The sequence below is a fragment of the Pseudomonas sp. WS 5412 genome, from assembly GCF_012985615.1.
GTDB classification, from domain to species: domain Bacteria; phylum Pseudomonadota; class Gammaproteobacteria; order Pseudomonadales; family Pseudomonadaceae; genus Aquipseudomonas; species Aquipseudomonas shahriarae.
In genome coordinates this window covers 521,973-548,587 of sequence record NZ_JAARMB010000001.1, presented here as the reverse complement: position 1 = coordinate 548,587, position 26,615 = coordinate 521,973, and the positions used below count along the sequence as shown (strand labels likewise).

Genomic DNA, 26,615 nt, shown 5'->3' with positions numbered 1-26,615 from the left:
CTGGCGGCCCGGTGTCAAATAAATGCCCGTCGATGCCGAACATTTGGAAAACCCAGATTAGTCTTCGCCGAGCAGAAGTAAACCTAATAAATACGGGAGGTTTGCTGACATTATTTTGACGACAGATCACCGTCTAAACGGCGCACGCAGGCATAAAATCGCCCCTGATTTGCTGAAGGGTTCTGGGTGTCGCACAAACAGCCAGTGCCACAGGGGTCTTCGAAAATGTCATGCAATTTGTTGCTAACCACGCCGGGCCATTGAAACCACCGCTCACCTGCCCCATCTAACCTCCATACTTCACTGTGCAGGTGCCCCATGAGCGACCAGCAAGAATTCCCCGATATCGACCTCAACGACTACGCCGACCCCGAAAACGCTGAAACTCCATCGTCCAACACCGGCCTGGCCCTGCCTGGGCAAAATCTGCCGGACAAGGTCTATATCATCCCGATCCACAACCGGCCGTTCTTCCCGGCGCAAGTGTTGCCGGTGATCGTCAATGAAGAACCCTGGGCCGAGACCCTGGAGCTGGTGAGCAAATCCGACCACCACTCCCTGGCGCTGTTCTTCATGGACACGCCGCCCGAAGACCCGCGGCATTTCGATACCTCTGCCCTGCCGTTGTACGGCACCCTGGTCAAGGTGCATCACGCCAGCCGCGAAAACGGCAAGCTGCAGTTCGTTGCCCAGGGCCTGACCCGCGTGCGCATCAAGACCTGGCTCAAGCACCACCGCCCACCGTATCTGGTGGAGGTCGAATACCCGCACCAGCCCAGCGAGCCGACCGATGAGGTCAAGGCCTACGGCATGGCCCTGATCAATGCGATCAAGGAACTGCTGCCGCTCAACCCGCTGTACAGCGAAGAGCTGAAGAACTACCTCAACCGCTTCAGCCCCAACGACCCGTCGCCCCTGACCGACTTCGCCGCCGCGCTGACCTCGGCCACCGGTAACGAGTTGCAGGAAGTGCTGGACTGCGTGCCAATGCTCAAGCGCATGGAAAAAGTGTTGCCGATGCTGCGCAAAGAGGTGGAAGTCGCGCGCCTGCAAAAGGAAATCTCCGCCGAGGTGAACCGCAAGATCGGCGAGCACCAGCGCGAGTTTTTCCTCAAGGAACAACTCAAGGTGATCCAGCAGGAGCTGGGGCTGACCAAGGACGATCGCAGCGCCGACGTCGAACAGTTCGAGCAGCGCCTGGAAGGCAAGGTGCTGCCGGCCCAGGCGCAGAAACGCATTGATGAAGAGCTGAACAAGCTGTCGATCCTCGAAACCGGCTCGCCGGAATACGCGGTCACGCGTAACTACCTGGATTGGGCGACCTCGGTGCCGTGGGGCGTGTATGGCGAGGACAAACTCGACCTCAAACACGCACGCAAAGTCCTGGATAAACACCATGCGGGGCTGGACGACATCAAGAGTCGCATCCTCGAGTTCCTCGCGGTCGGCGCCTATAAAGGCGAAGTCGCCGGTTCCATCGTGCTGTTGGTAGGCCCGCCGGGTGTGGGCAAGACCAGCGTCGGCAAATCCATCGCCGAGTCTCTGGGGCGGCCGTTCTACCGTTTCAGCGTCGGCGGCATGCGCGACGAGGCCGAAATCAAGGGCCATCGCCGCACCTACATCGGCGCCCTGCCGGGCAAGCTGGTGCAGGCGCTCAAGGATGTGGAGGTGATGAACCCGGTGATCATGCTCGACGAGATCGACAAGATGGGCCAGAGCTACCAGGGCGACCCGGCGTCGGCCCTGCTGGAGACCCTCGACCCGGAACAGAACGTCGAATTCCTCGATCACTACCTGGACCTGCGCCTGGACCTGTCCAAAGTGCTGTTCGTGTGCACCGCCAACACCCTGGACTCGATCCCCGGCCCATTGCTGGACCGTATGGAAGTGATTCGCCTGTCGGGCTATATCACCGAAGAAAAAGTCGCCATTGCCAAGCGTCACCTGTGGCCAAAGCAGTTGGAAAAAGCCGGCGTGGCCAAGAACAGCCTGAGCATCACCGATGGCGCCCTGCGCGCGCTGATCGACGGCTATGCCCGTGAAGCCGGGGTGCGCCAGTTGGAGAAGCAACTGGGCAAGCTGGTGCGCAAGGCGGTGGTCAAGCTGCTGGATGAGCCGGACTCGGTGATCAAGATCGGCAACAAGGACCTGGAAAGCTCCCTGGGCATGCCGGTGTTCCGCAACGAGCAGGTACTGTCGGGCACGGGTGTCATCACCGGCCTGGCCTGGACCAGCATGGGCGGCGCGACCTTGCCGATCGAGGCGACGCGTATCCACACGCTCAATCGTGGGTTCAAGCTCACCGGGCAGTTGGGTGAAGTGATGAAGGAATCCGCCGAAATCGCCTATAGCTACATCAGCTCCAACCTGAAGTCGTTTGGCGGTGACCCGAAGTTCTTCGACGAAGCCTTCGTGCACCTGCACGTGCCGGAAGGCGCCACGCCCAAGGACGGCCCGAGTGCCGGGGTGACCATGGCCAGTGCATTGCTGTCGCTGGCGCGCAACCAGCCGCCGAAAAAAGGCGTGGCCATGACCGGCGAACTGACCCTGACCGGGCACGTACTGCCGATTGGTGGCGTGCGCGAGAAGGTGATTGCGGCGCGGCGCCAGAAGATCCATGAACTGATCCTGCCGGAGCCCAACCGGGGCAGCTTTGAAGAATTGCCGGAGTACCTCAAGGAAGGCATGACGGTGCACTTTGCCAAGCGCTTTGCGGATGTGGCGAAGGTGTTGTTCTGATAGATCTGTAGCGTTGGCACTGGCCTCATCGCGGGCAAGCCCGCTCCCACACTTGAATGTGTTCACATATCAAAATGTGGGAGCGGGCTTGCCCGCGATGGCGTCAGCCGCCTCAACACAAAACCCTGCTGTAACACCTTGTCTCATCTTCGGTTATGCTCGCCCTTCGTCGCCAATAAACGGAGCCTTCATGACCGCTGCCCGCCTGCTTCTTCCGCTAAGCCTCGCCCTGCTCGCGGCTTGCGCCAGTGCACCGAAGCAAAACGTCACCGTCGAAAAACAGAGCGCCTGCCCGCTCAAGCTCAAGGCCGGGCAAAACCTGACCCTGACCTTGCCGAGCAACCCCACCACCGGTTATCGCTGGGCGATCCAGGATTCGGCCGGCGGCGTGCTGCGCAGCCTCGGCCCCGAGGTCTACAGCAACCCCGAGGACGCCGGCGTAGTGGGTGCCGCCGGGCAATCCACCTGGCGCTTCCAGGCCTTTACCGCAGGCACTGGCCGCCTGCGCCTGACCTCCCAACAACCCTGGGCCCCGGAAGTGAATCCGGTGGACACCTTTGACTGCGCCATTACGGTGAACTGATATGCCATGGATGATTCTTGCGTTGATGGGTGCGGGTACCTTTATCTACGGCCTGAGCACGCATGCCACCTTGCTGTGCCTGTTGGTCAAGCCGCTGCCGGTACTGGCGCTGTTGGGTTGGCTGCATGATGCGCCGCCCAGTGACTATCGACGCTGGATCAGTCTGGGGTTGATTTTCTCCGTGGTGGGCGATGTGTTGCTGGCCTGGCCTGGCGACCTGTTTATCTTCGGCCTGGGCGCGTTTTTGTTCGCGCACCTGGCGTATCTCAAGGCCTACTTCAGCGACTGCCGGCGCCCGGCCCTGTTACCGCTGGCCTTGGCCCTGGGGGTTGGGGCGATCCTGTTGAGCATCCTGATATCCCACGGCCTGGGCGACTTGCTGATTCCGGTGGTGGTGTATGCGCTGGTGATCAGCGCCATGCTCTGGCGTGCACTGGCGCGCCTGAGCAGCGACGTACCCAAGCGCTCGGCGCAGTTGGCGGCCGTCGGCGCGGCGTTGTTTGTGTTTTCCGACACGCTGATCGGCATCAACCGCTTTGTGGTGACCTTCGATGCCGCACCGTACCTGTTGATCATCACCTACTGGTTGGGCCAGTGGGGCATCACCGCCTCGGCCTTTTCCCAGCCGCGCCGCACGCCCCTGACCTGACTCCCCCTGTGGCGAGCGGGCTTGCCCGCGTTGGGGCGCGCAGCGGCCCCCTAGATGGGACTGCCGCGCAGTCCAGCGCGGGCAAGCCCGCTCGCCACAACAAGCCCGCTCGCCACAGATCAGAGAAGGCGCGCATCGCTCGGCCAAGTTGGCTAAAATGCCGGCCTTTTCCACTTCGTCGCCGGAACAGCCGTGAGCAAAGAACCCGATCGCCTATTCGCCCAGCCCTTGCCCCAGGTGCCGGACTTCGCCTTTAACGAGGACGTGGTGCGGGTGTTCCCGGACATGATCAAGCGCTCGGTGCCCGGTTACCCGACGATTGTCGAGAACCTCGGCGTGCTGGCGGCGCAGTTTGCCCAGCCGGGCAGCGTGCTGTATGACCTGGGTTCGTCCCTGGGCGCGGTGACCCAGGCCCTGCGTCGCCACGTGCGCACCGACGGTTGCCGGGTGATCGCTGTGGATAACTCGGCGGCGATGGTCGAGCGCTGCCGCGAATACCTCAACGGCCAGGACTCGATGTTCCAGGAGCTGCTGCCGGTGGAGGTGATCGAAGGCGATATCCTCGCCCTAGAGTTCCAGCCGGCCTCGGTGGTGGCGCTGAATTTCACCCTGCAATTTATAGCCCCCGAGGAGCGCCTAGCCTTGCTCGGGCGGATTCGCCAATCGCTGCTGCCCGGTGGCGCGCTGATTCTCTCGGAAAAACTGCGCTTCAATGATCCCGAAGAACATACGTTGCTCACCGATCTGCACGTAGCGTTCAAACGCGCCAACGGCTACAGCGAACTGGAAATCGCCCAGAAGCGCAGCGCCATCGAAAACGTCATGAAGCCCGACAGCCTCGAAGAACACCGCGAACGCCTGCTGGCGGCCGGGTTCTCGAAAGTCGTGCCGTGGTTCCAGTGTCTTAACTTTGCCTCGTTGATTGCCTTGCCATGATTGATCTGTCCCCCCTCGCCCGCCATCTGGTCGGCACTCCCCTGGCCGTGTGGGCCCAGGGCCTGCAAGCACAACTCGATGCAAAAATGGAAAAGGGCCATGGCGACCTGGCGCGCTGGCAAAGTGCGCTGGACGCATTGCCCAAGATCCTGCCAAGCGAAGTCGACCTGCTGAACGGCCTGACCCTCGACACCGATTGCGATGACGCAACCCGTGAGCAGATGCATGCCGCGCTGATGGGCCTGAGCCCATGGCGCAAAGGTCCGTTCAACCTGTTCGGGGTGCATGTGGACACCGAATGGCGCTCGGACTGGAAATGGTCGCGGGTCGCGCCGCACCTGAACCTTGCGGGCAAGCGCATCCTCGATGTGGGCTGTGGCAACGGCTACTACATGTGGCGCATGCTCGGCGCCGGCGCCGACAGTGTGATTGGCGTGGACCCCAACTGGTTGTTCTTCTGCCAGTTCCAGGCGGTGCAGCGCTACCTGTCGGCGCCCAACGCCTGGCACCTGCCCTTCCCGTTCGAAGACCTGCCGCCGAACATGGAAGGTTTTGACACGGTGTTCTCCATGGGCGTGTTTTACCACCGCCGCTCGCCGATCGAGCATTTGCTGGCGCTCAAGGATTGCCTGGTCAAGGGCGGCGAGCTGGTGCTGGAAACGTTGGTGATCGAGGGCGATCAACAACAGGTACTGGTGCCGGAAGACCGTTACGCGCAGATGCGCAATGTGTGGTTCCTGCCCTCGGTGCCGGCGCTGATGCTATGGCTGCGGCGTGCCGGCTTCACTGAGGTGCGCTGCGTGGATGTGAGCGTGACCACGGTCGAGGAACAGCGCGGGACAGAGTGGATGAAGTATCAGTCCCTGAGTGACTTCCTCGACCCTGAGGATCACAGCAAGACGATTGAAGGGCTGCCGGCACCGATGCGTGCGGTGATCATCGCCAAGAAGTAACCCCCAATCGCCCTGAGAAAATACAGATCAAAAATGTGGGAGCTGGCTTGCCTGCTCCCACATTGATCTGGTTCTCACATTGAGGTCAGGGTTTAGCCCGGCGCGCCTTGAAGAACTCACTCAACACCGCTCCGCACTCCTCGGCCAACACCCCGCCTTCATACATCACTCGATGATTGAGAAAGCCCTGGGTAAAGAACTGCCCCTGGCTTTGCACAATCCCCGCCTTGGGCTCCAGCGCGCCGTACACCACCCGCGCGATGCGCGAGTGGACGATCAGCCCGGCGCACATGCTGCACGGTTCCAGGGTCACATACAGGGTGCTGCCCGGCAGGCGGTAGTTGCTGACGGCCTGGGCCGCCGCGCGGATGGCGACCATCTCGGCGTGGGCGCTGGGGTCGCTGCCGCTGATCGGGCAATTGAAGCCGCGCCCGATGATTTCGCCGTCCTGCACCAGCACCGCGCCCACCGGCACTTCGCCGAGGGCCGCGCCCTGGGCGGCGAGGGCCAGGGCTTCGCGCATAAAGTCCTGGTCGCGGCTGCGGTCGATAATCGCCGTGGGGCGTATCTGACGCATCACGCCACCTCGATGGCGGCCATCAGGCCGGTTTCCATATGGTCGATCACATGGCAGTGGAACATCCACACCCCAGGGTTATCCGCCACCAACGCCACGCGAGCGCGTTCGTTCTTGCCCAGCAGGTAGGTGTCGGTGAAGTACGGCGTGACTTTGTGGCGGTTCGAGGCGATGACCTTGAAACTCATGCCATGCAGGTGGATCGGGTGCTGGTACTGGGTCATGTTCTTCAGTTCGAAAATATAGCTCTTGCCCAACTCGAGCTTGGCAATCGGGCGGTCGGCGCAGGTCTTGTCGGTGATATCCCAGGCCTGGCCGTTGATCTGCCACAGGCTCGGCGGCCTGTTTTCGACATCGACCGAGACCGAGCCGACCCATTCGAAATTGAAGTTGAGCTTCTCGGCATTCGCCAGGTCGGGCTCGGCAATCGGGTTGGCCGGCAACGCCGGTGGCCACTCGCCGGGGGCGTCGGTGTTGGCCACCGAGCGGAAGGTGCCCAGGCGCACCGGGCCATTGCGGATCGACAGCTCTTCGCCGGCCGGCGGGGCTTTGATTGCCAGGCAGATGCGCATGCCCGGGCCCAGCCAGTATTCCTTGCCCAGGGGCCGTGGCTCGATGGGGTTGCCGTCCAGCGCGTAGATCTGCGCCTCGACGTTGGGGATATTCAGGCGATAGGTCAGGGTGTTGTCGAGGTTGAGCAGGCGCACCCGGGTGATTTGCCCGGCAGGCAGGTCGATGACCGCCTGCGGCACACCGTTGATGGTCGACAGGCGCCCGGCCGTACCGCCACGGGCTGCTTCGCGGGGGATGCTGAACTCGACAAATTCACCCTGCTCGTCGATATGCCAGTTTTTCAGGCTCAGGGTGCGTTCGTGCTTGAAGCCGGTGGGCTCGCGCTCTTCGACAATCAACGGGCCGACCAGGCCACGACCCAGTTCTTCGCTGCTGCTGACATGGGGGTGATACCAGTAGCTGCCGGCATCCGGCACGCGGAACTGGTAGTCGAAATACTCACCGGGCAATACCGGCAGTTGCGAGACGTAGGGCACGCCGTCCATTTCCAGGGGCAGGCGGATGCCGTGCCAGTGGATGGTGGTGGCAACCGGCAGATGGTTGATAAAGCGCACCCGCAGCCATTCGCCCTGGCGTACGCGCAACTCGGTGCCCGGCGCCGAAGGGCCAAAGGCCCAAGCCTCGGTCTTGTGTCCCGGCACCAGTTCCACGTCCAACGGTGCGGCGATCAACTCGTAATCGCGCCCGGCGCTGGCGTCCGCGACTTTCCCCAGCCAGTAGCGATAGGCGCCACCGGCACCGACACCCACGACTGCCAGGCCGACGAGGCCACCAAGGATTTGTCGACGGGAAAAGGATCGGGACACAACAACCTCACAAATCTGCGCAGGCCCAAGGCCCGCAAAGGGCAAATACGATACACCCCTACCGGCTAAACAGTAAGGCTTCGCATTGCCGCATGTGGGAAAGGCCTTATGTGGGAGCAAGCTTGTGTGGGAGCGGGTTTGCCCGCGATGGCGCTGTGTCAGTCAATAGAGGTATCGACTGAAACGCCCTTATCGCGGGCAAGCCCGCTCCCACACAAGCCCAGCGTTGATTAGGGCTTAGCGGCAGCCAGGATCAGCGCTTTCATTTCGGCAACCGCTCCTTTGAAACCGACGAACAGCGCGTGCGCCACCAGCGCGTGGCCGATGTTCAGTTCGTTGATGCCCTTGATCGCCGCCACGGCTTCGACGTTGTGGTAGTGCAGGCCATGGCCGGCGTTGACGATCAGGCCCTCGCGCAGGCCACAGGCCACGCCGTCGATGATGCGCTGCAGTTCTTCGGCCACTTCGGTGGGGGTGGTGGCATCGGCGTAGCGGCCGGTGTGCAACTCGATGGCCGGGGCGCCCACGCGGCGCGAGGCTTCGATCTGCCGTTCGTCGGCGTCGATAAACAGCGAGACTTCACTGCCGATCTGCGACAGACGCTCGACTGCCGCCTTGATCCGCGCTTCCTGGCCGGCGACATCCAGGCCGCCTTCGGTGGTGAGTTCCTGGCGGGTTTCCGGGACCAGGCAGATATGCGCCGGACGGATGCGCTCGGCGAAGGCCATCATTTCTTCGGTGATGCCCATTTCGAAGTTCATGCGCGTTTGCAGCACATCCTTGAGCACCAGTACGTCGCGCTCCTGGATGTGCCGGCGGTCTTCGCGCAGGTGCACGGTGATCCCGTCGGCGCCGGCTTCTTCGGCATCCAGCGCGGCCTTGACCGGATCAGGGTAGCGAGTGCCCCGGGCCTGGCGCAGGGTGGCGACGTGGTCGATGTTGACGCCAAGAAGAATGCGATTGCTGGTGGTCACGGAAGCGCTCCTGAAAAGGGAAAGAATCGGCGCACAGCATACACGGGGATGTCAGGGCTTTCGAAACAACTCGCGACTGACCAGCGGCCGACCGCCCAGATGCACGGCCAGGGCCTGGCGCATCAGGCGCTTGGCTGCAGACAAGGCACCGGGGGCGCTCCAGTCGGCGTCGGCCATGGCCAGCAACTCGGTGCCCTGAAACAGGCCGGGTTGCAGCAGGTAGACGCGCTCCAGGCCGGCATCCACCTGCAGGCGGTACATGCCGTCGCTGGCGATGGGCTCGCCGTGCAGGTCGTTGCTCAGTTCAAAACCGTAGCCCAGGTCGTCGAGCAGACGCCACTCGAAAGCGCGCAACAGCGGCTCCAGGGGGCGGCCTTCGGCCAGGGCCAGCAGAGTCGCAGCGTAGTGATCGAACACTGCGGGGTGCGGGTCTTCGGCGGGCAGCAGGCGGATCAGCAGTTCATTGAGGTAGAGGCCGCTGAACAGCGCCTCGCCATTGAGCCAGGCCGAGGTGCCGATGCTTTCCAGGCGGCCGACGTTTTTCAGCTCGCCCTTGCCGCGAAACTCCACGTCCAGGGCCACGAATGGCCGCGCCAGCGTGCCCGCCTTGCCCCGCGCGCTGCGCAACACCGCGCGCAGCCGGCCCTGGGGCGTGAGGAAGTCCACCAGGGCGCTGGTCTCGCGGTAGGCGCGGCTGTGCAGGACGTAGGCGGGTTGGCTGGGGGGTGGGGTTGGGGACATGGGGTTCTCGCTGCGGGAACACGGTCTGGAAAACAACGACTATCCAATGTGGGAGCGGGCTTGCTCGCGAATGCGGTGGGTCAGCCAAAGCATCTGGTGACTGATCCATTGCATTCGCGAGCAAGCCCGCTCCCACACTTTGTCCTGCGGTGTTACTAAAGGCTGATTACAGGTCGCCGTAGCCCAGGGAGCGCAGTGCACGCTCATCATCGGACCAGCCACCCTTAACCTTCACCCACAGGTTAAGCATGATCTTGGAATCGAACAGCAATTCCATGTCCTTGCGCGCCTCGGTGCCGATGCGCTTGATGCGCTCGCCCTTGTCGCCAATGATGATTTTCTTCTGGCCGTCACGTTCGACGAGGATCAGCGCATGGATATGCAGGGTCTTGCCCTGCTGCTTGAACTCTTCGATTTCCACGGTGATCTGGTACGGCAGCTCGGCGCCCATCTGGCGCATGATTTTTTCGCGTACCAGTTCAGCGGCGAGGAAGCGGCTGCTGCGGTCGGTAATCTGGTCTTCCGGGAAGAAGTGCTCGTTCTCCGGCAGGTAGCCGGCGATCACCCGCTCCAGGGCTTCGAGGTTGTGCCCGTGCTGGGCCGAGATCGGCATGATCTGGGCGTTCGGCAGTTGTTCCTGCAACCAGCTCAGGTGCGGCATCAGCTCGGCTTTGTCTTCGATGCGGTCGGTCTTGTTCAGCGCGACGATCAAAGGGCCGGTGACGTACTGCACACGCTCCAGCACCATCTGGTCTTCATCGGTCCACTTGGTACGGTCAACCACGAAGATCACCACGTCGACGTCTTTCAACGCCGCCGAAGCGGTCTTGTTCATGTAGCGGTTCAGGGCTTTCTCGCCACCTTTGTGCATGCCCGGGGTATCGACATAGACCGCTTGCACGTTGCCTTCGGTCTTGATGCCTAGCATGTTGTGGCGGGTGGTCTGCGGCTTGCGCGAGGTGATCGCCAGCTTCTGCCCGAGGATGTGGTTGAGCAGCGTGGACTTGCCCACGTTGGGACGGCCGACGATGGCAACATAGCCACAGCGTGTTGCGGTTGAATCAGTCATGGCCATTCTCCACGCCCAGGGCAATCAGTGCTGCAGCGGCCGCTACCTGTTCGGCAATACGACGGCTCACACCCTGACCTCGGCTTTTTTCGTTCAATAAGGTGACTTCGCATTCGACGAAGAACACACGGCAATGCGGCTCACCCTGGATATCCACCACTTCGTAGCGTGGCAGTTCGCAGCCGCGCGACTGCAAAAATTCCTGCAGGCGGGTCTTGGGATCCTTGTTGGTATCCACCAGGGTCAGGCTGTCGATTTCCGACGCCAGCCAGGCCATGACCCGCTCCTTGGCCACTTCCATCCCGGCATCGAGATAGATCGCGCCGATCAGGGCTTCCAGGGCATCGGCCAGGATCGACTCGCGACGGAAACCGCCGCTTTTCAACTCGCCGGACCCCAGGCGCAGGTACTCGCCCAGGTCAAAACCACGGGCCAGTACGGCCAGGGTCTCGCCTTTCACCAGGCGCGCGCGCAGACGCGACAGCTGGCCTTCACGGGCCAGGGGGAAGCGGTTGAACAAGGCTTCGCCAGCGGCGAAGTTGAGAATGGCATCACCGAGGAATTCCAGGCGTTCATTGTTGCGCCCGGCAAAACTGCGATGTGTGAGGGCAAGGACCATCAATTCCTGGTCCTTGAAGGTGTAGCCGAGCTGACGCTCAAGACGACTCAAAGAAACGCTCACGGTTTACCTACTTTCAGTACGTGGCGGCAAAGGCCATCGACGATTAACGCTGTGTTCAAATTCAAATCCTGGCAATGCTGCGTATCGCTCGAGGCCGGACCAATGTCCAAGCCCCAGAAAAGCATTCGGCGCTGTGTTCACAGCGCCGCATGGATTACTTGATCAGCCCCACCCGCGAGAAATTCGGCAGGTGGCTGAGTTTGGGTTCGGGCCAGCTCATCCAGACCGCGAAGGCCTTGCCGACGATATTCTGGTCCGGAACCATGCCCAGCAGCTCCTTGGGAATGCTTGGATCATCCCAGTAGCGGCTGTCGTTGGAGTTGTCGCGGTTGTCGCCCATCATGAAGTAGTGCCCGGCAGGCACGGTCCACTGGTTGTCGGGCGGCGAACGGTAGCGGCTCATTTCCTTGCGGATCTGGTGCTCTACCGCCCCGAGTTTTTCCTCGTACAGCTCGGCGCTGCCCAGGGTATTCGGCTCGGCACCGATGAGTTTCTCAGCCACCGACTCGCCATTGACGAACAGGCGTTTGTCGCTGGTGTAGCGAATCACGTCACCCGGCAGGCCGACCACACGCTTGATGTAGTTGACGTTCGGGTCGCTTGGGTAGCGGAACACCATCACATCGCCGCGCTGCGGATCACCCACCTCGATGATTTTCTTGTCGATCACCGGCAAGCGGATCCCGTAGGAAAACTTGTTCACCAGGATAAAGTCGCCCACATCCAGGGTTGGCTTCATCGAACCCGAAGGAATCTGGAACGGCTCTACCAGAAACGAGCGCAGCACCAGCACGATGAACAACACCGGGAAGAACGACTTGCCGTATTCAACCAGCAGGGGCTCTTTGTTCAGCTTCTCGATCACCACGCCATCGGGCTGGCTGACGCTGCCCTGATAGGACGCGATGGCCGCCCGGCGACGCGGGGCGAAGAACAGCAGATCGAGCAGCGCCAGGAAGCCACAGACGGCAACGGCGATGACCAGCAACAGCGGGAAATTTAGTGACATAGGACCTAACTATCCAACCTGAGCACCGCAAGGAAGGCTTCTTGTGGAATTTCCACGTTACCCACTTGCTTCATGCGTTTTTTACCGGCCTTTTGCTTCTCAAGCAGCTTGCGCTTACGGCTGACGTCGCCGCCATAGCATTTGGCCAGTACGTTCTTTCTGAGAGCCTTGACGGAGGTCCGCGCAATGATCTGCCCGCCAATGGCGGCCTGGATCGCAACGTCGAACATCTGGCGCGGAATCAGTTCCTTCATCTTCTCGGTCAACTGGCGACCTTTGTAGTGCGCATTATCCTTGTGCACGATCAGCGCCAGGGCATCGACCTTGTCGCCGTTGATCAGCACATCGAGCTTCACCAGATTGGCCGATTGATAACGGTCGAAATGGTAATCCAGCGAAGCATAGCCGCGACTGGTGGATTTGAGACGGTCAAAGAAGTCCAGGACCACTTCGTTCATCGGCAAATCGTAGGTCACTTGGACCTGGGTACCGAGGAACAGCATGTCGTGCTGCACGCCACGCTTTTCGATACACAGGGTAATGACGTTGCCCAGGTGTTCCTGCGGCACAAGAATATTGGCGCGCACGATCGGTTCGCGCATGTCTTCGATCGACGACAGATCCGGCAGCTTGGACGGGTTGTCGACGTAAATCGTTTCACCGGTTTTCAGCGCCAGCTCAAAAATAACGGTTGGCGCGGTGGTGATCAGGTCCAGGTCGTACTCGCGCTCCAGGCGCTCCTGGATGATTTCCATGTGCAGCATGCCCAGGAACCCGCAGCGGAAGCCGAAGCCCAGGGCGTCGGAGCTTTCCGGGGTGTACTGCAACGACGAGTCGTTGAGGGTCAGCTTTTGCAGGGCTTCGCGGAAATCCTCGAAGTCATCGGAGCTGACCGGGAACAGGCCGGCGTAGACCTGGGGCTGGATGCGCTTGAAGCCTGGCAGCACGTCGACATCAGGCGTCGAGCTCAAGGTCAGGGTGTCACCGACCGGCGCACCGTGGATGTCCTTGATACCGGCGATGATGAAGCCTACTTCACCGGCTTTCAGATCAGTGGTAGCGGTGTGCTTGGGGTTGAATACACCGACGCTGTCCACCAGGTGGATCTTGCCGGTGGACTTGACCAGAATCTTGTCGCCCTTCTTCACCCGGCCATGGCGCACGCGTACCAGGGACACAACGCCCAGGTAGTTGTCGAACCAGGAGTCGATGATCAACGCTTGCAGCGGATCTTCGTAGTTACCGGTTGGCGCAGGAATGGTCTTGACCAGGCGCTCGAGCACTTCGTCGACACCCAGGCCGGTCTTGGCGCTGCACTCGACGGCGTCGGTGGCGTCAATGCCGATGATTTTTTCGATTTCTTCCTTCACACGGTCCGGATCGGCCTGTGGCAGGTCGATCTTGTTCAGCACCGGCATGACTTCCAGGCCCTGCTCGATCGCGGTGTAGCAGTTGGCCACGGACTGGGCTTCAACGCCCTGCCCCGCGTCCACCACCAACAGCGCGCCTTCGCAGGCGGCCAGGGAACGGCTGACTTCGTAGGTGAAGTCGACGTGGCCCGGGGTGTCAATGAAGTTCAGCTGGTACTTGATACCGTCTTTGGCGGTGTAGTACAGGGTAACGCTGTGGGCCTTGATGGTGATCCCGCGCTCGCGTTCGAGGTCCATGGAGTCCAGGACCTGGGCTTCCATTTCACGCTCGGCAAGGCCGCCGCACATCTGGATGAATCGATCGGCCAGCGTCGACTTACCATGGTCAATGTGGGCGATGATGGAGAAATTGCGGATATGACTCAAATCACTCACGGATCAACACTCAAAAAGGCTGCAGGCAGATTGCCCGCTGAAAAATAGCCGGGAATTGTACCTGATGCTCAGGCCAGACGTCATCTTTGACGACCAATAACAAAAATGCCCCGTTCTTGCGAATGGGGCATTTTTTGTTCAACAACCGCGGATCAACCGGCCCGCCGCAGCAGCCAGAACCCGGCCAGGGCACAGATGCCGGTCGGCACCAGCACCGCAAACAGCGGCGAGAAGCCGAATACCAGGCTCGACGGCCCCAGCAGGTCCTGGGCAATGCGGAAGGTGAAACCGACCAATACCCCGGTAAATACCCGCTGGCCCAGGGTTACCGAGCGCAACGGGCCGAAAATAAACGAAATCGCCATCAGCACTAGGGCAGCGGTCACCACCGGCTGCAACACCTTGACCCAAAATGCCAGCCAGTAGCGGCCGTTGTTCAGGCCCTGGTCTTTGAGGTAGTGGATATAGCTCCACAAACCGGAGATCGGCAGGCTTTCCGGGACCATCACCACGGTATTGAGCAGTTCCGGTTTGAGGGCGATGTCCCAGGTCTGTGTCGGCTCGTTGATCACCTCGGTGCTGGCCTCGGTGCCTTTGCCGGGGTTGCGGAAATGGGTGGTGGTGACATCGCTCAGCACCCACTGGTTGTCATTGAACTGTGCCCGTTTGGCAAAGCTCGACGACAGCATGTGGCGCTCTTCATCAAAGCGATAGCGGGTCACACCCACCAGCAGGCCACCGGGTTGCACGGCGTTGATGTGGATAAATTCATCGCCCTGGCGGTGCCACAGGCCCCGCTTGGAGCTCTGCGCGTCGCCCGAGCCCTGGGCCAGCGCACGGTTGGCCTGGGCGGTGGTTTCCGCCGGTGGCGCCACGTATTCGCCGATCAATACGCTGGTGGCCATCAGCAGCAGCATGGGTTTCATCACCGCCCAGACGATACGGGCAATGGACACCCCCGCGGCGCGCATGATGGTCAGCTCGCTGTTGCTGGCCAGGCTGCCCAGGCCGATCAGGCAGCCGATCAGTGCGGCCATCGGCATCATGTCGTAGAGCCGGCGCGGCGCGGTCAGCGCCACGTAGCTCAGTACGTCAGTGACCGTATAGGTATCGGTGACGTTGCCCACTTCATCAATGAAGGCAAACAACGACGCCAGGCCGAGGATGATGCCCAATACCGCCAGGATGGCGACCAGTACGCTGCTACCGATGTAGCGATCCAACTTACCCACGAGCCATCTCCTTCATGCCGCGACGGCTCTGCATTTTCAAGCGAATCGGTTCCCAATACAGCAGGCCCAGGCCAATTACCAGGAAGATGCCGTGGACCCACCACAGCCCCAGGGTCGGCGACAGCTTGCCCTTCTCCAGGGAGCCACGGGCGGAAATCAGGATGGTCAGGTAGGCCATGTACAGCAGGATCGCCGGCAGCAGCTTGAGGAAGCGGCCCTGGCGCGGGTTGACCCGGGACAGCGGCACCGCCATCAAGGTGACGATAAACACCAGCAGTGGCAGGGAAATACGCCATTGCAGCTCGGCAATCGAGCGCAGTTGCTTGCTGCCGATCAGGGCTGAGGTCGGGATGGCATCGCGGTCGGTGACCTCGTTGCTCACATCCGGCCGGGCCAGCATGACCCCGTAGGTGTCGTACTTGATGGCACGGTAGTCGGCCTGGCCGGGGCTGCCGTCGTAGCGGTAGCCGTTTTCCAGGATCAGGTAGCGGCTGCCGTCCGGACGCACTTCCTGGCGCCCGCTATCGGCCACCAGCACGGAAATGCCTCGGTCTTTCTTGTCCTGGCCCAGGCGCTTCTCGGAGATGAACACACCGCCGAGGTTGGCCCGATCGTCGGTCATGCGCTCGGTGTAGGTCACGCGGGTGCCGTCGTTGAGCGCCTGGAAGCGCCCCGGCTCGAGGGTGTCGAACTCGGTCATCGCGTCCTGTTTGTTGAGCACCAGCTGAAATTGCATGGCGCCCTGGGGTGCCAGGCTCAGGCTCAGCCAGGCCACCACCAGCGCTACGCCGGTGGCCGGGACCATGGTCATGGCCAGCAGACGCTGCTGGCTCATGCCGGTGGCCGACAGCACGGTCATCTCGCTTTCGAGGTAGAGCCGGCCATAGGCCAGCAGGATCCCGAGAAACAGGCCCAGGGGCAGGATCAGCTGCAAGAAGCCAGGCAGACGGAACCCCATGATCAGGAACAACGAGCCTGGATCCAGGGCACCCGAGGCGGCCTGGGCCAGGTATTTGACGAAACGACCACTCATGATGATGACCAGCAGTACCGCACTTACGGCACTCAGGGTCAGCAGAACTTCGCGGGACAGATAACGGAAGACGATCAAACCAGACACTCCAGGGTTGTCAGGCTAAGGCGGCCAAACAAGCAAGCATATCAAGTCGCCCCGTTGACACGGGCCGGCGAAAAAGATGGCGCATTATCCTGTGATTGTCCGCGCCTGTCACGGAGCTTGCTCACACCCATGCACAAAGCTGGCGTCAAGGGTTGTCAGGCTCGGGCGGCGCGGTACAAACTGCGGGCTTTGTCGCGGCCGTCTACAGGCGGCCCAGCCCACAGGCCGGAGTACAGACTCCAGGCTCTTTGACCTTATATAAGGGACCCGAACATGGAATTGGTTGTAAAAAGCGTTAGCCCCGAAACGTTGAAGACCGCCACCCTCGTGGTCGCCATCGGCGAAGACCGCAAGCTCGGCGCGGCCGCCAAACAAGTCGATGAACTGAGCGGTGGCGCCATCAGCGCGGTGCTCAAGCGTGGCGACCTGGCCGGCAAAGTCGGGCAAAGCCTGCTGTTGCAAGGCCTGCCTAACCTCAAAGCCGACCGCGTATTGCTGGTGGGTGTGGGCAAGGATGCCGAACTGGGCGACCGCCCGTTCCGCAAGATCATCAGCGCCATCCTCAACACCCTCAAGGGCCTGGGCGGCAGCGATGCGACACTGGCGCTGGACGAAATCGTGGTCAAGGGCCGCGACAGCTACGGCAAGACCCGCCTGTTGGCCGAAACCCTGCTGGACGGTGGTTACACGTTCGAACAGTTCAAGAGCCAGAAAGCCGAACCCCGCGCCCTGAAGAAAATCACCCTGCTGACCATCAAGGCCGCCCAGGCTGAAGTACAGCGCGCCACCACCCACGCCCAGGCCATCGCCGCGGGCATGGCGTTCACCCGCGACCTGGGCAATATGCCACCCAACATCTGCCACCCGACCTACCTCGGTGAACAGGCCAAGGCCTTGGGCAAAGAATTCAAGGGCCTGAAAGTCGAAGTCCTCGACGAGAAGAAGATCAAAGAACTGGGCATGGGCTCGTTCTATGCCGTGGGCCAGGGCAGCGACCAGCCGCCCCGCCTGATCGTCATGCAATACAACGGCGGCAAGAAAGCCGACAAACCGTTCGCCCTGGTCGGTAAAGGCATCACCTTCGACACCGGCGGCATCAGCCTCAAGCCGGGTGCCGGCATGGACGAGATGAAGTACGACATGGGCGGCGCCGCCAGTGTGTTCGGTACCCTGCGCGCCGTGCTGGAGCTCAAGCTGCCGATCAACCTGGTGTGCATCCTGGCCTGTGCCGAAAACATGCCGAGCGGCGGTGCTGCCCGCCCAGGCGATATCGTGACCACCATGAGCGGCCAGACCGTGGAAATCCTCAACACCGACGCCGAAGGCCGCCTGGTGCTGTGCGATGCCCTGACCTACGCCGAGCGCTTCAAGCCCCAGGCGGTGATTGATATCGCCACCCTGACCGGCGCCTGTATCGTCGCCCTCGGCTCCCACACCTCGGGCCTGCTGGGCAACAACGACGAACTGGTAGAGCAATTGCTCAGCGCCGGCAAGGCGGCCGACGACCGCGCCTGGCAGTTGCCACTGTTCGATGAGTACCAGGAGCAACTGGACAGCCCGTTCGCCGACATCGCCAACATTGGCGGGCCAAAGGCCGGCACCATCACGGCGGCGTGCTTCCTGTCGCGTTTTGCCAAGAACTTCAACTGGGCCCACCTGGATATCGCCGGCACCGCCTGGACCAGCGGTGGCAAGGACAAAGGCGCTACCGGCCGTCCGGTGCCGTTGCTGACCCAGTACCTGCTGGATCGCGCCAAAGCCTAAACGCAACTCTGTAGGAGCCGATTTACAGGCTCCTACAGGTTTTTGCGTGCCTGCCTGGAAATGTAATGACCCAAGTCGACTTCTATATATTGCCCAGCGCCGATCCGTCGGCTCGCCTGGACTTTGCCTGCAAACTCACGGAAAAGGCCTGGCGCATGGGCCACCGCATCTACCTGCACTGCAGCGATGCCGCCCAGCGTGACGACCTCGATGCCCGCCTGTGGCGCTTCAAGGGCGAGAGCTTTGTGCCCCACGGCCCCGCAGAATCGGAGCCGGACAGCCAGGTGGTGCTGGGTGTGAGCGACAGTTGTGGCGATCACCATGACCTGCTGGTCAACCTGGACCTGAAAGTGCCAGCCTTCGCCAAGGGGTTTGCCCGGGTCGCGGAAGTGGTGGTGGAAGATCCGGCTATTCGTCAGGCCGCGCGTGAGAGTTTCCGTTTCTACCGCGAACAGGGCTATTCTCTGCAAGATCACCGATTACAGCGACTCTGAGCACATGATGGACACTTCAAATCCGCTAAAACCGTCTGACCACCTGCTGGACGACCTCGAGTCGATCCGCCAGTTGCTGGGTGATGACAACCTGCAACCGCCGCTGCTGACCGATACTGTCGCAGAAGAGGTACAGATCCCCCTGCTGTTCGATACGGTCGGCGCCAAGCCAGCCGTCGCCGCGCCAGTCGAGCCGCCCGTCGTCCAGGCAGCGCCCGCCGCCGAAAAAGCCCCCGATGCCCTGTTGCTGCACCTGGACAACGAACTGCGCGCCGCTGCGCAATTGATCATGCAGGACGTGATCGACGACTTTGCCCCGCATATCGAAACCGAGATCAAGCGCCGGATGGATGCGCGGATGGAGCGGTTGCTTAGCCAGTACCAGTCCTAAGCCACATAGATATCCCCTGTAGGAGCGGGTTTGCCCGCGATGGCGGTGGATCAGTCGATTTGTCGATGACTGACAAACCGCTATCGCGGGCAAGCCCGTTCCCACATTTGACCCGCGCCAGCCTTAGCCCCTCTCTTCGTCTCGCCCTCTCCCCTATCCCTCGTTATACTTGCCGGCTTTCCTGAATAAATGCCAACTAGGGTCCCGCCGCGCATGGATAAGACCTACCAGCCGCACGCTATTGAAACTTCCTGGTACCAGACCTGGGAGTCCGAGAACTATTTCGCTCCGCAAGGTGCGGGCGAGTCCTACACCATTATGATTCCGCCGCCGAACGTCACTGGCAGCCTGCACATGGGCCATGGCTTCAACAATGCGATCATGGATGCGTTGATCCGTTTCCGCCGTATGCAGGGCCGCAACACCCTGTGGCAGCCAGGCACCGACCACGCGGGTATCGCCACCCAGATGCTGGTGGAGCGCCAACTGGAAGCCACTGGCCAAAACCGTCACGACCTGGGCCGCGAGAAGTTCCTGGAGAAGATCTGGGAATGGAAAGACCATTCCGGCGGCAATATCAGCCGTCAGATCCGTCGTCTCGGCTCGTCGGTGGATTGGAGCCGCGAGCGCTTCACCATGGACGATGGCCTGTCGGAATCGGTCAAGGAAGCCTTCGTGCGCCTGCATGAAGATGGCCTGATCTACCGTGGCAAGCGCCTGGTCAACTGGGACACCAAGCTGCACACAGCGATTTCCGACCTTGAAGTGGAAAACCACGACGAGAAGGGTTTCCTGTGGAACCTCAAGTACCCGCTGGCCGACGGCGCCAAGACCGCCGAAGGCAACGACTACCTGATCGTCGCTACCACCCGTCCGGAAACCATGCTCGGCGACGCTGCCGTAGCGGTTAACCCGAACGACGAGCGTTACCAGGCACTGATCGGCAAGTTCGTCGAGCTGCCGCTGGTAGGCCGCCGCATCCCGATCATCGCGGACGACTACTGCGACCCTGAATTCGGCACCGGCTGCGTGAAAATCACCCCGGCCCACGATTTCAACGACTATGAAGTCGGCAAGCGCCATAACCTGCCGCTGCTGAATATCTTCGATAAAAACGCTGCCGTACTGCCCGCTTGCCAGGTGTTCAACCTCGACGGCACGCTGAACGACAGCATCGACGGCAGGATCCCGGCTGAGTTCGCCGGTCTCGACCGTTTCGAAGCACGTAAGCAGATCGTTGCCGCATTCGATGCCGCCGGCCTGTTGGTCAGCGTGGACGACCACGCCCTGAAAGTGCCAAAAGGCGACCGCTCCGGCACCGTGATCGAGCCGTGGCTGACCGACCAGTGGTATGTGTCGACCAAACCGTTGGCCGAGCCGGCGATTGCTGCCGTGGAAGATGGCCGTATCCAGTTCGTGCCCAAACAGTACGAAAACATGTACTTCTCGTGGATGCGCGATATCCAGGATTGGTGCATCAGCCGTCAATTGTGGTGGGGCCACCGCATTCCGGCCTGGTACGACGAGTCTGGCAAAGTCTATGTCGGCCGCGATGAAGCCGAAGTGCGCGCCAAGCACAACCTCGGCCCGGACGTGGCGCTGCAGCAGGACAACGACGTACTGGACACCTGGTTCAGTGCCGGCCTGTGGACCTTCTCGACCCTGGGCTGGCCGCAGCAGACCGAGTTCCTGAAGAAGTTCCACTCCACCGACGTGCTGGTCACCGGCTTCGATATCATTTTCTTCTGGGTTGCCCGGATGATCATGCTCACCATGCACTTGGTGAAGAATGAAGACGGCACCCCGCAGGTACCGTTCAAGACCGTGTACGTACACGGCCTGGTACGTGATGGCCAGGGCCAGAAGATGTCCAAGTCCAAGGGCAACGTCCTGGACCCGCTGGATATCATCGACGGTATCGACCTGGAAACCCTGGTGCAGAAACGCACTTCGGGCATGATGCAGCCAAAACTGGCGAAAAAGATCGAGAAGCAGACCCGCGACGAGTTCGCCGACGGCATCGCCAGCTACGGCACCGACGCCCTGCGTTTCACCTTCTGCTCGCTGGCGTCCACCGGTCGCGACATCAAGTTCGACATGGGTCGCGTCGAAGGCTATCGCAACTTCTGCAACAAGATCTGGAACGCAGCGCGCTACGTGCTGGACAAGGGCGAAGACTGCGGCCAGAACGGCGAAGCCTTTGAGCTGTCCCTGGCTGATCGCTGGATCATCTCGCAGCTGCAGCGCACCGAAGCCGAAGTGACCCGCCAACTCGACCAGTTCCGTTTCGACCTGGCCGCCCAGGCCTTGTACGAGTTCATCTGGAACCAGTATTGCGACTGGTACCTGGAACTCTCCAAGCCGGTGCTGTGGGACGAGAACGCGCCGGTCGAGCGCCAGCGCGGTACCCGTCGCACCCTGGTGCGCGTGCTGGAAGTGGCATTGCGCCTGGCGCATCCGTTCATGCCGTTCATCACCGAAGAAATCTGGCAGCGCCTGGCGCCGCTGGCCGGTATCGAAGGCAAGACCATCATGCTGCAACCTTGGCCAGTGGCCAATGAAGCACGCATCGACGAGGCTGCCGAAAGCGATATCGAATGGCTCAAGACCCTGATGCTCGGCACGCGCAATATCCGCGCCGAGATGAACATCGGCCCAGGCAAGCCTTTGGCGGTGTTCGTGAAGAATGCCAGTGCCGAGGACCTGCGCCGTCTCACCGAGAATGACGCCCTGCTCAAGAAGCTGGCGAAGCTGGAGTCGATCACCGTATTGGCTGACGGCGCCGAAGCACCGCTGTCTGCCACCGCACTGGTCGGCGAGATGGAAGTGCTGGTGCCGATGGCCGGCCTGATAGACAAAGGTGCCGAGCTGGCGCGCCTGGACAAAGAAATCCTGCGCCTGCAGGGCGAAGTGCAGCGCGTGGGCGGCAAGCTGTCCAATGCAGCCTTCGTGGACAAGGCCCCGGCCGAAGTCATCGACAAGGAACGCGCCAAGCTGGCCGAGGCCGAACAGGCGTTGGGCAAGCTGGCGGAGCAACATGCGCGGATTTCCAGCCTGTAAGAGGCAACCCGCGTAAAAAAAGAGACCTTCGGGTCTCTTTTTTTTGGCCCTGGAAAACACCCCGCTTCCCACATTTGCCCGGGGCGGGCTCAGGATGTGTGACAATGGCCGCCACTTTGAGCCAACACCAGAATCATCATGACCGCCCCCAGCACACCCAAACCGCCCCGCAAGAAGCCGAAAACCGCCGCCACAGCCAAGCCCGTGGTGCCACGCAAAGAGGCCACTCTGCATCCGCGCAACCGCCACCAGGGCCGTTACGACTTCCCGGCGCTGATCAAGACTACGCCGGAACTGGCCCAGTACGTGATCCTCAACCCCTACGGCAAGGAAAGCATCGACTTCGCCAGCCCGGACGCGGTGCGGGTGTTCAACCGGGCGCTGCTCAAGGCGTTCTATGGCGTGCAGCACTGGGATATCCCGGCTGACTACCTGTGCCCTCCGGTGCCAGGGCGTGCCGACTACGTGCACTTCCTCGCCGACCTGCTGGCCAGTGTCAACGACGGCAAGATCCCCCGTGGCTCGATCGTCAAGGTGCTGGATATCGGCATGGGCGCCAACTGCGTCTACCCGCTGATCGGCTACATGGATTACCGCTGGAATTTCCTCGGCTCCGAGATTGACCCTACCGCCGTGGCGGCCGCCAAGGCCATCGTGCAGTCCAACGACCTGAGCAAGGTCATCCAACTGCGCCTGCAAACCAACCCGAAACATATTCTGCTGGGGCTGCTGGAGCCGGGTGAGCGTTTTGACCTGACCATGTGCAACCCGCCGTTCCATGCCTCCATGGACGAAGCGACCAAAGGCAGCGAGCGTAAGTGGCGCGCCCTGGGCAAGGCCGACCCCAAGCGCAAGTTGCCGGTACTGAACTTCGGCGGCCAGTCGGCAGAGCTATGGTGTGAGGGCGGCGAAGCGCGGTTTGTCACGCAATTGATCGCCGAAAGCGCGCATTTCGCCCATAAAGTGCTGTGGTTCAGCACCCTGGTGTCAAAAGCCTCCAACCTGCCTGCCATCGAGACCGCGCTGAAAAAAGCCGGTGCCCTGGAAAGCCAGGTAGTGGAGATGTCCCAGGGCCAGAAACAGAGCCGTTTTGTGGCCTGGACCTTCCAGACCAAGAACGAGCAGCAGATCTGGCGCCAGCGCTGGGTGCGCTAGAGGTAAATCGCAGGCAACAAAAAACCGTGCCCGGATCGCTCCGGTGCACGGTTTTTTTTTGCTGCGTCTTACTTGTTGATCGAGTCGGTCAGGCCTTTGGCCACAACCAGCTTGATCACTTTCTTCGCAGCGATTTCGATGGCAGCGCCAGTCGAAGGGTTACGGCCGGTACGGGCTGGACGCTCGGTCACTTTCAGCTTGCCAACACCTGGCAGAGTGATTTCGCCGCCGTTGTCCAGCTGGTCACCAACGATCTGAGCCAGTTGCTCCAGTACGGCACGTACTTGAACCTTGGTGGTATCAGTGGATTCGGCGATATCAGCGATCAGTTGGTCTTTAGTCAAAGCCATTGTGGTGTTCCTTCCCTATCAAATTCATTTGGATTGCAGAGTGCAGTGTCAGCCATCGAGCCCGACCGTCATGGCCTGGCACCCCTGGCCATAACCGCGAGAGATCGGGGTTATAGATGCCTGAAACGGGGTTTGGTTCGACCTGACAAATGCTGAATGCACGCTTAACGCCGATACATCGCGTAAGACCGGGCAAAACTAGCACAGAGACGGGGAAATATCCGCTTCTACCTACCCATTTGGTCAGCTTTATCGCTCTAAACCGTGAAAAAAAGGCATATGACCCGTCAGAGGCCTCCCGAAACCGCTTCAAACGACGCCGCGACCAACGGGTGCGGTACACTGGCGACTTTTTCCGGGAGGCCAACCGCTCCCGCTCAACCAGCCGAGAAGCCCATGCCGATCCGTCATTGCATCGTCCACCTGATCGACAAAAAACCCGACGGCACGCCCGCAGTTCTCCACGCCCGTGACTCCGAATTGGCCGAGTCCGCCGCCATCGAGAACATGCTCGCCGACCTCAACGAGAGCTATAACGCCAAACAAGGCAAGGCCTGGGGTTTCTTCCATGCCGAGTCCGGCGCGCACCCGTTCAGTGGCTGGTTGAAGGAATACTTCGAAGGCGGCAAGGATTTCACCGCCTTCAGCCGGATTGCCGTGGAGCATCTGCAAAAACTGATGGAGGAGTCCAACCTCTCCGTCGGCGGCCACGTGTTGTTTGCCCACTATCAACAGGGCATGACCGACTACCTGGCCATCGCCCTGCTGCACCACAGCGAAGGCGTGGCGGTGACCGACGAGCTGGACGTGACGCCCTCGCGCCACCTGGACCTGGGCCAGTTGCACCTGGCGGCACGCATCAACGTGTCCGAATGGCAGAACAACAAGCAGTCCAAACAGTACATCTCGTTTATCAAGGGCAAGAACGGCAAGAAGGTCTCGGAGTACTTCCGCGACTTTATCGGCTGCCAGGAAGGCGTCGACGGTCCGGGCGAGACTCGCACCCTGCTCAAGGCCTTCAGTGACTTCGTCGAAAGCGAAGACCTGCCGGACGAGTCCGCCCGCGAGAAAACCAAGACCCTGGTGGATTACGCCAGCAGCCAGGCCAAGCTCGGCGAGCCGATGGGCCTGGAAGAACTGTCGGGCCTGATTGATGAAGATCGGCCAAAGGCCTTCTACGACCATATCCGCAACAAGGATTACGGCCTGTCGCCGGAAATCCCGGCGGATAAACGCACCCTCAACCAGTTCCGCCGCTTCACCGGGCGCGCCGAGGGCCTGTCGATCAGCTTTGAAGCGCACCTGCTGGGCGACAAGATCGAGTATGACGAAGCCGCCGGCACCCTGATCATCAAGGGCTTGCCGACCCAACTGACCGACCAGCTCAAGCGCCGTAACTGATGCTCGGCGGGGTACTGAAGAAAGTCCTGCTGGTGTTGCTGGTGGTGGTGGCGATCCAGAACTGGGGCAAGATCGAGCGACTGTTCAATCCGTCGCAGGTCGTCCCGGAGCAGGTAGGCGCCACTGCCCGGGTCACGCTGTACAGCACCGAGTGGTGCGGGTACTGCAAGCAGACCCAGCGGTTCCTCGATCAGAAGGGTATCCCCTACAAGACCGTGGACATCGAGAAGGACGCCCAGGGACGCAAGGCTTATGAGGCCCTGGGAGGCGGCGGGATTCCATTTGTGGACGTGAATGGCACGCAGATCCGCGACTACAACCCGGATGCCATCCTGTCCGCCCTGAACCTGTAGGCGCGAGCAAGCCCTAATGCCGACCCGTTAAGCGAACGCAATGCTCAACGCAGCGAAGACCAAATGTGGGAGCGGGCTTGCTCGCGAAGACGTCGGCCCAGCAAACATTGATGTTGACTGACCAGCAAGCCCGCTCCCACAGGGGATCCACGCCTGACTGAACGGCATTCGAGCAAACCCGCGCCTACAGCGGTTTGATTAACGGATTAAGAAGCCCAGGCGCGGAAAGTGCACATGCACGGTGCCGCCACGCTCATCCTCGCGGCGCAGGATCAACTCTTCGCGACCGGCAAACACCAACTCCCCCGCCACCGGGTCGACGCCATAGTCGGTCGCGGCGATGGTCACTTGCTGGCCGACCTTGAACCCGTTGGGATCTTCAAACACTTCATCCGGCAACGCAGCAGGCGCACTATCGCGGGCGATTTCCAGGGCCTGCCCGGCATTCATCTCGCTGGCGGTGCCATGCCCGAAGCCCAGCACCCGAGCAAGCCAGGCGCTGGCAGCCGGATAGTTATCCACAAGCGGCGAGGTCACTGATGAGCCTTTGAGGAACCACAACGGATGGGCCATGGCGAAGTCGGCAATCGACGGTTCGCCAAACAGGAAATCCCCTGACTGACGCTGCAACTGTTGCTCAAGCCGCGCAATGATTGCCGGCCACTGGTGCCGCGCCACCTCCAGCGGCATACGGGCGGCGCTACCGTCGCCGAACATCTTGCTACGGTCGGCGACCAGCACCTGCAGCAACTGCGGTGGCACCTTGGCAAATTTCACGGCCAGGGATTCGGGTTGGAACACCAGGGCCACGGCATGGGAAAACACCACTGAATCGGCCCAGGCGGCAAAACTTTGGCTGAGCAGTTCCTGGCCTTCGGGAAACAGCGGCGGCGTGGCCTTTTCCTGTTCCAGGCGGCGGGCGATCAGCGCGGTGTCGCAATAAATATCCGCGCCCACCTGCAGCACCGGGGTTTTGCGGTAACCGCCGGTCAGGGCCGTCAGGTCCGGCTTGGGCATCACCGGGGGAATGATCACCGAATGCCAGGACAGCCCTTTGAAGCCCAGGAGCAGGCGGGCTTTTTCCGCGAAAGGGGATTGGGGGTAGTGGTGCAGGATCAACTCAGACATGCCGGACTCCGCCAGATGAAGGAGCGGCCAGATTATCGCGCAAAACCCCGGCGGCCTAGCCATTGGCCTGA

Annotated in this window: 24 protein-coding genes; 12 read left to right on the top strand and 12 right to left on the bottom strand. The window is 61.3% G+C overall.

The annotated features are described in order from the left end of the window. Positions 1-318 precede the first annotated feature (318 nt). From lon to cmoB, 5 genes are all read left to right on the top strand, one after another. Positions 319-2,739, top strand: coding sequence for an endopeptidase La (gene lon / locus HBR94_RS02610; protein WP_057438296.1), 2,421 nt, complete (start codon positions 319-321; stop codon positions 2,737-2,739). Positions 2,740-2,929: 190 nt separating this feature from the next. Beyond that, on the top strand, positions 2,930-3,322 hold the full coding sequence (locus HBR94_RS02605; RefSeq protein ID WP_057438294.1) for a protease inhibitor I42 family protein: 393 nt from the start codon (positions 2,930-2,932) through the stop codon (positions 3,320-3,322). 1 nt (position 3,323) lies between these two features. Then, entirely contained in the window at positions 3,324-3,971 is a 648-nt protein-coding gene (locus HBR94_RS02600; protein WP_170044095.1) for a lysoplasmalogenase, read from the top strand. 192 nt (positions 3,972-4,163) lie between these two features. Beyond that, positions 4,164-4,907, top strand: coding sequence for a carboxy-S-adenosyl-L-methionine synthase CmoA (cmoA, locus tag HBR94_RS02595; RefSeq protein ID WP_170044094.1), 744 nt, complete (start codon positions 4,164-4,166; stop codon positions 4,905-4,907). After that, entirely contained in the window at positions 4,904-5,860 is a 957-nt protein-coding gene (gene cmoB / locus HBR94_RS02590) for a tRNA 5-methoxyuridine(34)/uridine 5-oxyacetic acid(34) synthase CmoB (protein ID WP_057438288.1), read from the top strand. The genes cmoA and cmoB overlap by 4 nt, the downstream gene beginning before the upstream one ends. Positions 5,861-5,945: 85 nt before the next feature. Here the strand turns inward: cmoB and tadA are convergent, their stop codons facing one another. From tadA to lptF, 10 genes are all read right to left on the bottom strand, one after another. Then, positions 5,946-6,437, bottom strand: a complete 492-nt coding sequence (gene tadA / locus HBR94_RS02585; RefSeq protein WP_057958555.1) for a tRNA adenosine(34) deaminase TadA — start codon at positions 6,435-6,437, stop codon at positions 5,946-5,948. Continuing rightward, on the bottom strand, positions 6,437-7,816 hold the full coding sequence (locus HBR94_RS02580; protein WP_170044093.1) for a multicopper oxidase family protein: 1,380 nt from the start codon (positions 7,814-7,816) through the stop codon (positions 6,437-6,439). Before HBR94_RS02580 ends, tadA begins: the two co-directional genes overlap by 1 nt. A gap of 230 nt (positions 7,817-8,046) precedes the next feature. Beyond that, positions 8,047-8,790, bottom strand: coding sequence for a pyridoxine 5'-phosphate synthase (pdxJ, locus tag HBR94_RS02575; protein ID WP_057438282.1), 744 nt, complete (start codon positions 8,788-8,790; stop codon positions 8,047-8,049). A 51-nt stretch (positions 8,791-8,841) separates the two neighbouring features. After that, complete coding sequence (gene recO / locus HBR94_RS02570; RefSeq protein ID WP_057438280.1) at positions 8,842-9,531, bottom strand: DNA repair protein RecO; 690 nt, start codon at positions 9,529-9,531, stop codon at positions 8,842-8,844. A 166-nt stretch (positions 9,532-9,697) separates the two neighbouring features. Next, the gene (era, locus tag HBR94_RS02565; RefSeq protein ID WP_029297473.1) at positions 9,698-10,600 is read right to left on the bottom strand and encodes a GTPase Era; all 903 of its coding nucleotides are present in this window, start codon (positions 10,598-10,600) and stop codon (positions 9,698-9,700) included. After that, positions 10,593-11,282: a ribonuclease III gene (rnc, locus tag HBR94_RS02560; RefSeq protein ID WP_029297476.1), complete on the bottom strand. Its 690-nt coding sequence runs from the start codon at positions 11,280-11,282 to the stop codon at positions 10,593-10,595. Before rnc ends, era begins: the two co-directional genes overlap by 8 nt. A gap of 154 nt (positions 11,283-11,436) precedes the next feature. After that, entirely contained in the window at positions 11,437-12,291 is an 855-nt protein-coding gene (lepB, locus tag HBR94_RS02555) for a signal peptidase I (protein WP_057438278.1), read from the bottom strand. A gap of 5 nt (positions 12,292-12,296) precedes the next feature. Next, positions 12,297-14,096 (bottom strand): translation elongation factor 4, encoded by a 1,800-nt coding sequence (gene lepA / locus HBR94_RS02550; protein ID WP_003210439.1) that lies wholly within the window; start codon positions 14,094-14,096, stop codon positions 12,297-12,299. A 152-nt stretch (positions 14,097-14,248) separates the two neighbouring features. Beyond that, the gene (gene lptG / locus HBR94_RS02545; RefSeq protein ID WP_057958553.1) at positions 14,249-15,328 is read right to left on the bottom strand and encodes an LPS export ABC transporter permease LptG; all 1,080 of its coding nucleotides are present in this window, start codon (positions 15,326-15,328) and stop codon (positions 14,249-14,251) included. Further along, a complete protein-coding gene (lptF, locus tag HBR94_RS02540; RefSeq protein ID WP_057958552.1) occupies positions 15,321-16,439 on the bottom strand; it encodes an LPS export ABC transporter permease LptF in 1,119 nt (372 codons plus the stop codon). The genes lptG and lptF overlap by 8 nt, the downstream gene beginning before the upstream one ends. Before the next feature lie 282 nt (positions 16,440-16,721). Here lptF and HBR94_RS02535 point away from each other — a divergent pair, with 282 nt between their 5' ends. From HBR94_RS02535 to rlmF, 5 genes are all read left to right on the top strand, one after another. Continuing rightward, positions 16,722-18,212 carry a leucyl aminopeptidase gene (locus tag HBR94_RS02535; RefSeq protein ID WP_170044092.1) on the top strand — a complete coding sequence of 497 codons (1,491 nt, stop codon included), beginning with the start codon at positions 16,722-16,724 and terminating at the stop codon, positions 18,210-18,212. Between the two features lie 65 nt (positions 18,213-18,277). Continuing rightward, positions 18,278-18,706 (top strand): DNA polymerase III subunit chi, encoded by a 429-nt coding sequence (locus HBR94_RS02530; RefSeq protein WP_170044091.1) that lies wholly within the window; start codon positions 18,278-18,280, stop codon positions 18,704-18,706. A gap of 7 nt (positions 18,707-18,713) precedes the next feature. Continuing rightward, entirely contained in the window at positions 18,714-19,097 is a 384-nt protein-coding gene (locus HBR94_RS02525; RefSeq protein ID WP_170044090.1) for a DNA polymerase III subunit chi, read from the top strand. A 213-nt stretch (positions 19,098-19,310) separates the two neighbouring features. Continuing rightward, on the top strand, positions 19,311-22,157 hold the full coding sequence (locus tag HBR94_RS02520; protein ID WP_170044089.1) for a valine--tRNA ligase: 2,847 nt from the start codon (positions 19,311-19,313) through the stop codon (positions 22,155-22,157). Between the two features lie 138 nt (positions 22,158-22,295). Then, the gene (gene rlmF, locus HBR94_RS02515) at positions 22,296-23,312 is read left to right on the top strand and encodes a 23S rRNA (adenine(1618)-N(6))-methyltransferase RlmF (RefSeq protein WP_057958549.1); all 1,017 of its coding nucleotides are present in this window, start codon (positions 22,296-22,298) and stop codon (positions 23,310-23,312) included. Positions 23,313-23,380: 68 nt separating this feature from the next. On the opposite strand, the gene HBR94_RS02510 is transcribed toward rlmF, so the two are convergent. Beyond that, positions 23,381-23,662 carry an HU family DNA-binding protein gene (locus HBR94_RS02510; protein ID WP_038443110.1) on the bottom strand — a complete coding sequence of 94 codons (282 nt, stop codon included), beginning with the start codon at positions 23,660-23,662 and terminating at the stop codon, positions 23,381-23,383. Between the two features lie 396 nt (positions 23,663-24,058). Here HBR94_RS02510 and yejK point away from each other — a divergent pair, with 396 nt between their 5' ends. Then, on the top strand, positions 24,059-25,063 hold the full coding sequence (gene yejK / locus HBR94_RS02505; RefSeq protein ID WP_038443112.1) for a nucleoid-associated protein YejK: 1,005 nt from the start codon (positions 24,059-24,061) through the stop codon (positions 25,061-25,063). Continuing rightward, a complete protein-coding gene (locus HBR94_RS02500; RefSeq protein WP_170044088.1) occupies positions 25,063-25,416 on the top strand; it encodes a glutaredoxin family protein in 354 nt (117 codons plus the stop codon). Before yejK ends, HBR94_RS02500 begins: the two co-directional genes overlap by 1 nt. A 198-nt stretch (positions 25,417-25,614) precedes the next feature. On the opposite strand, the gene HBR94_RS02495 is transcribed toward HBR94_RS02500, so the two are convergent. Beyond that, positions 25,615-26,544 carry a glutathione S-transferase family protein gene (locus HBR94_RS02495; RefSeq protein WP_057438265.1) on the bottom strand — a complete coding sequence of 310 codons (930 nt, stop codon included), beginning with the start codon at positions 26,542-26,544 and terminating at the stop codon, positions 25,615-25,617. Between the last annotated feature and the right edge of the window lie 71 nt (positions 26,545-26,615).

Excerpts from the sequence above, each read along its gene's own strand:
- yejK (WP_038443112.1), top strand. The coding sequence starts at position 24,059 with ATGCCGATCCGTCATTGCATCGTCCACCTGATCGACAAAAAACCCGAC.
- HBR94_RS02495 (WP_057438265.1), bottom strand. The coding sequence starts at position 26,544 with ATGTCTGAGTTGATCCTGCACCACTACCCCCAATCCCCTTTCGCGGAA.
- era (WP_029297473.1), bottom strand. The coding sequence starts at position 10,600 with ATGACTGATTCAACCGCAACACGCTGTGGCTATGTTGCCATCGTCGGC.
- HBR94_RS02600 (WP_170044095.1), top strand. The coding sequence starts at position 3,324 with ATGCCATGGATGATTCTTGCGTTGATGGGTGCGGGTACCTTTATCTAC.
- HBR94_RS02605 (WP_057438294.1), top strand. The coding sequence starts at position 2,930 with ATGACCGCTGCCCGCCTGCTTCTTCCGCTAAGCCTCGCCCTGCTCGCG.
- HBR94_RS02530 (WP_170044091.1), top strand. The coding sequence starts at position 18,278 with ATGACCCAAGTCGACTTCTATATATTGCCCAGCGCCGATCCGTCGGCT.
- HBR94_RS02510 (WP_038443110.1), bottom strand. The coding sequence starts at position 23,662 with ATGGCTTTGACTAAAGACCAACTGATCGCTGATATCGCCGAATCCACT.
- HBR94_RS02535 (WP_170044092.1), top strand. The coding sequence starts at position 16,722 with ATGGAATTGGTTGTAAAAAGCGTTAGCCCCGAAACGTTGAAGACCGCC.
- cmoB (WP_057438288.1), top strand. The coding sequence starts at position 4,904 with ATGATTGATCTGTCCCCCCTCGCCCGCCATCTGGTCGGCACTCCCCTG.
- tadA (WP_057958555.1), bottom strand. The coding sequence starts at position 6,437 with ATGCGTCAGATACGCCCCACGGCGATTATCGACCGCAGCCGCGACCAG.
- lepB (WP_057438278.1), bottom strand. The coding sequence starts at position 12,291 with ATGTCACTAAATTTCCCGCTGTTGCTGGTCATCGCCGTTGCCGTCTGT.
- recO (WP_057438280.1), bottom strand. The coding sequence starts at position 9,531 with ATGTCCCCAACCCCACCCCCCAGCCAACCCGCCTACGTCCTGCACAGC.
- lon (WP_057438296.1), top strand. The coding sequence starts at position 319 with ATGAGCGACCAGCAAGAATTCCCCGATATCGACCTCAACGACTACGCC.
- HBR94_RS02500 (WP_170044088.1), top strand. The coding sequence starts at position 25,063 with ATGCTCGGCGGGGTACTGAAGAAAGTCCTGCTGGTGTTGCTGGTGGTG.
- rlmF (WP_057958549.1), top strand. The coding sequence starts at position 22,296 with ATGACCGCCCCCAGCACACCCAAACCGCCCCGCAAGAAGCCGAAAACC.
- HBR94_RS02525 (WP_170044090.1), top strand. The coding sequence starts at position 18,714 with ATGGACACTTCAAATCCGCTAAAACCGTCTGACCACCTGCTGGACGAC.
- HBR94_RS02520 (WP_170044089.1), top strand. The coding sequence starts at position 19,311 with ATGGATAAGACCTACCAGCCGCACGCTATTGAAACTTCCTGGTACCAG.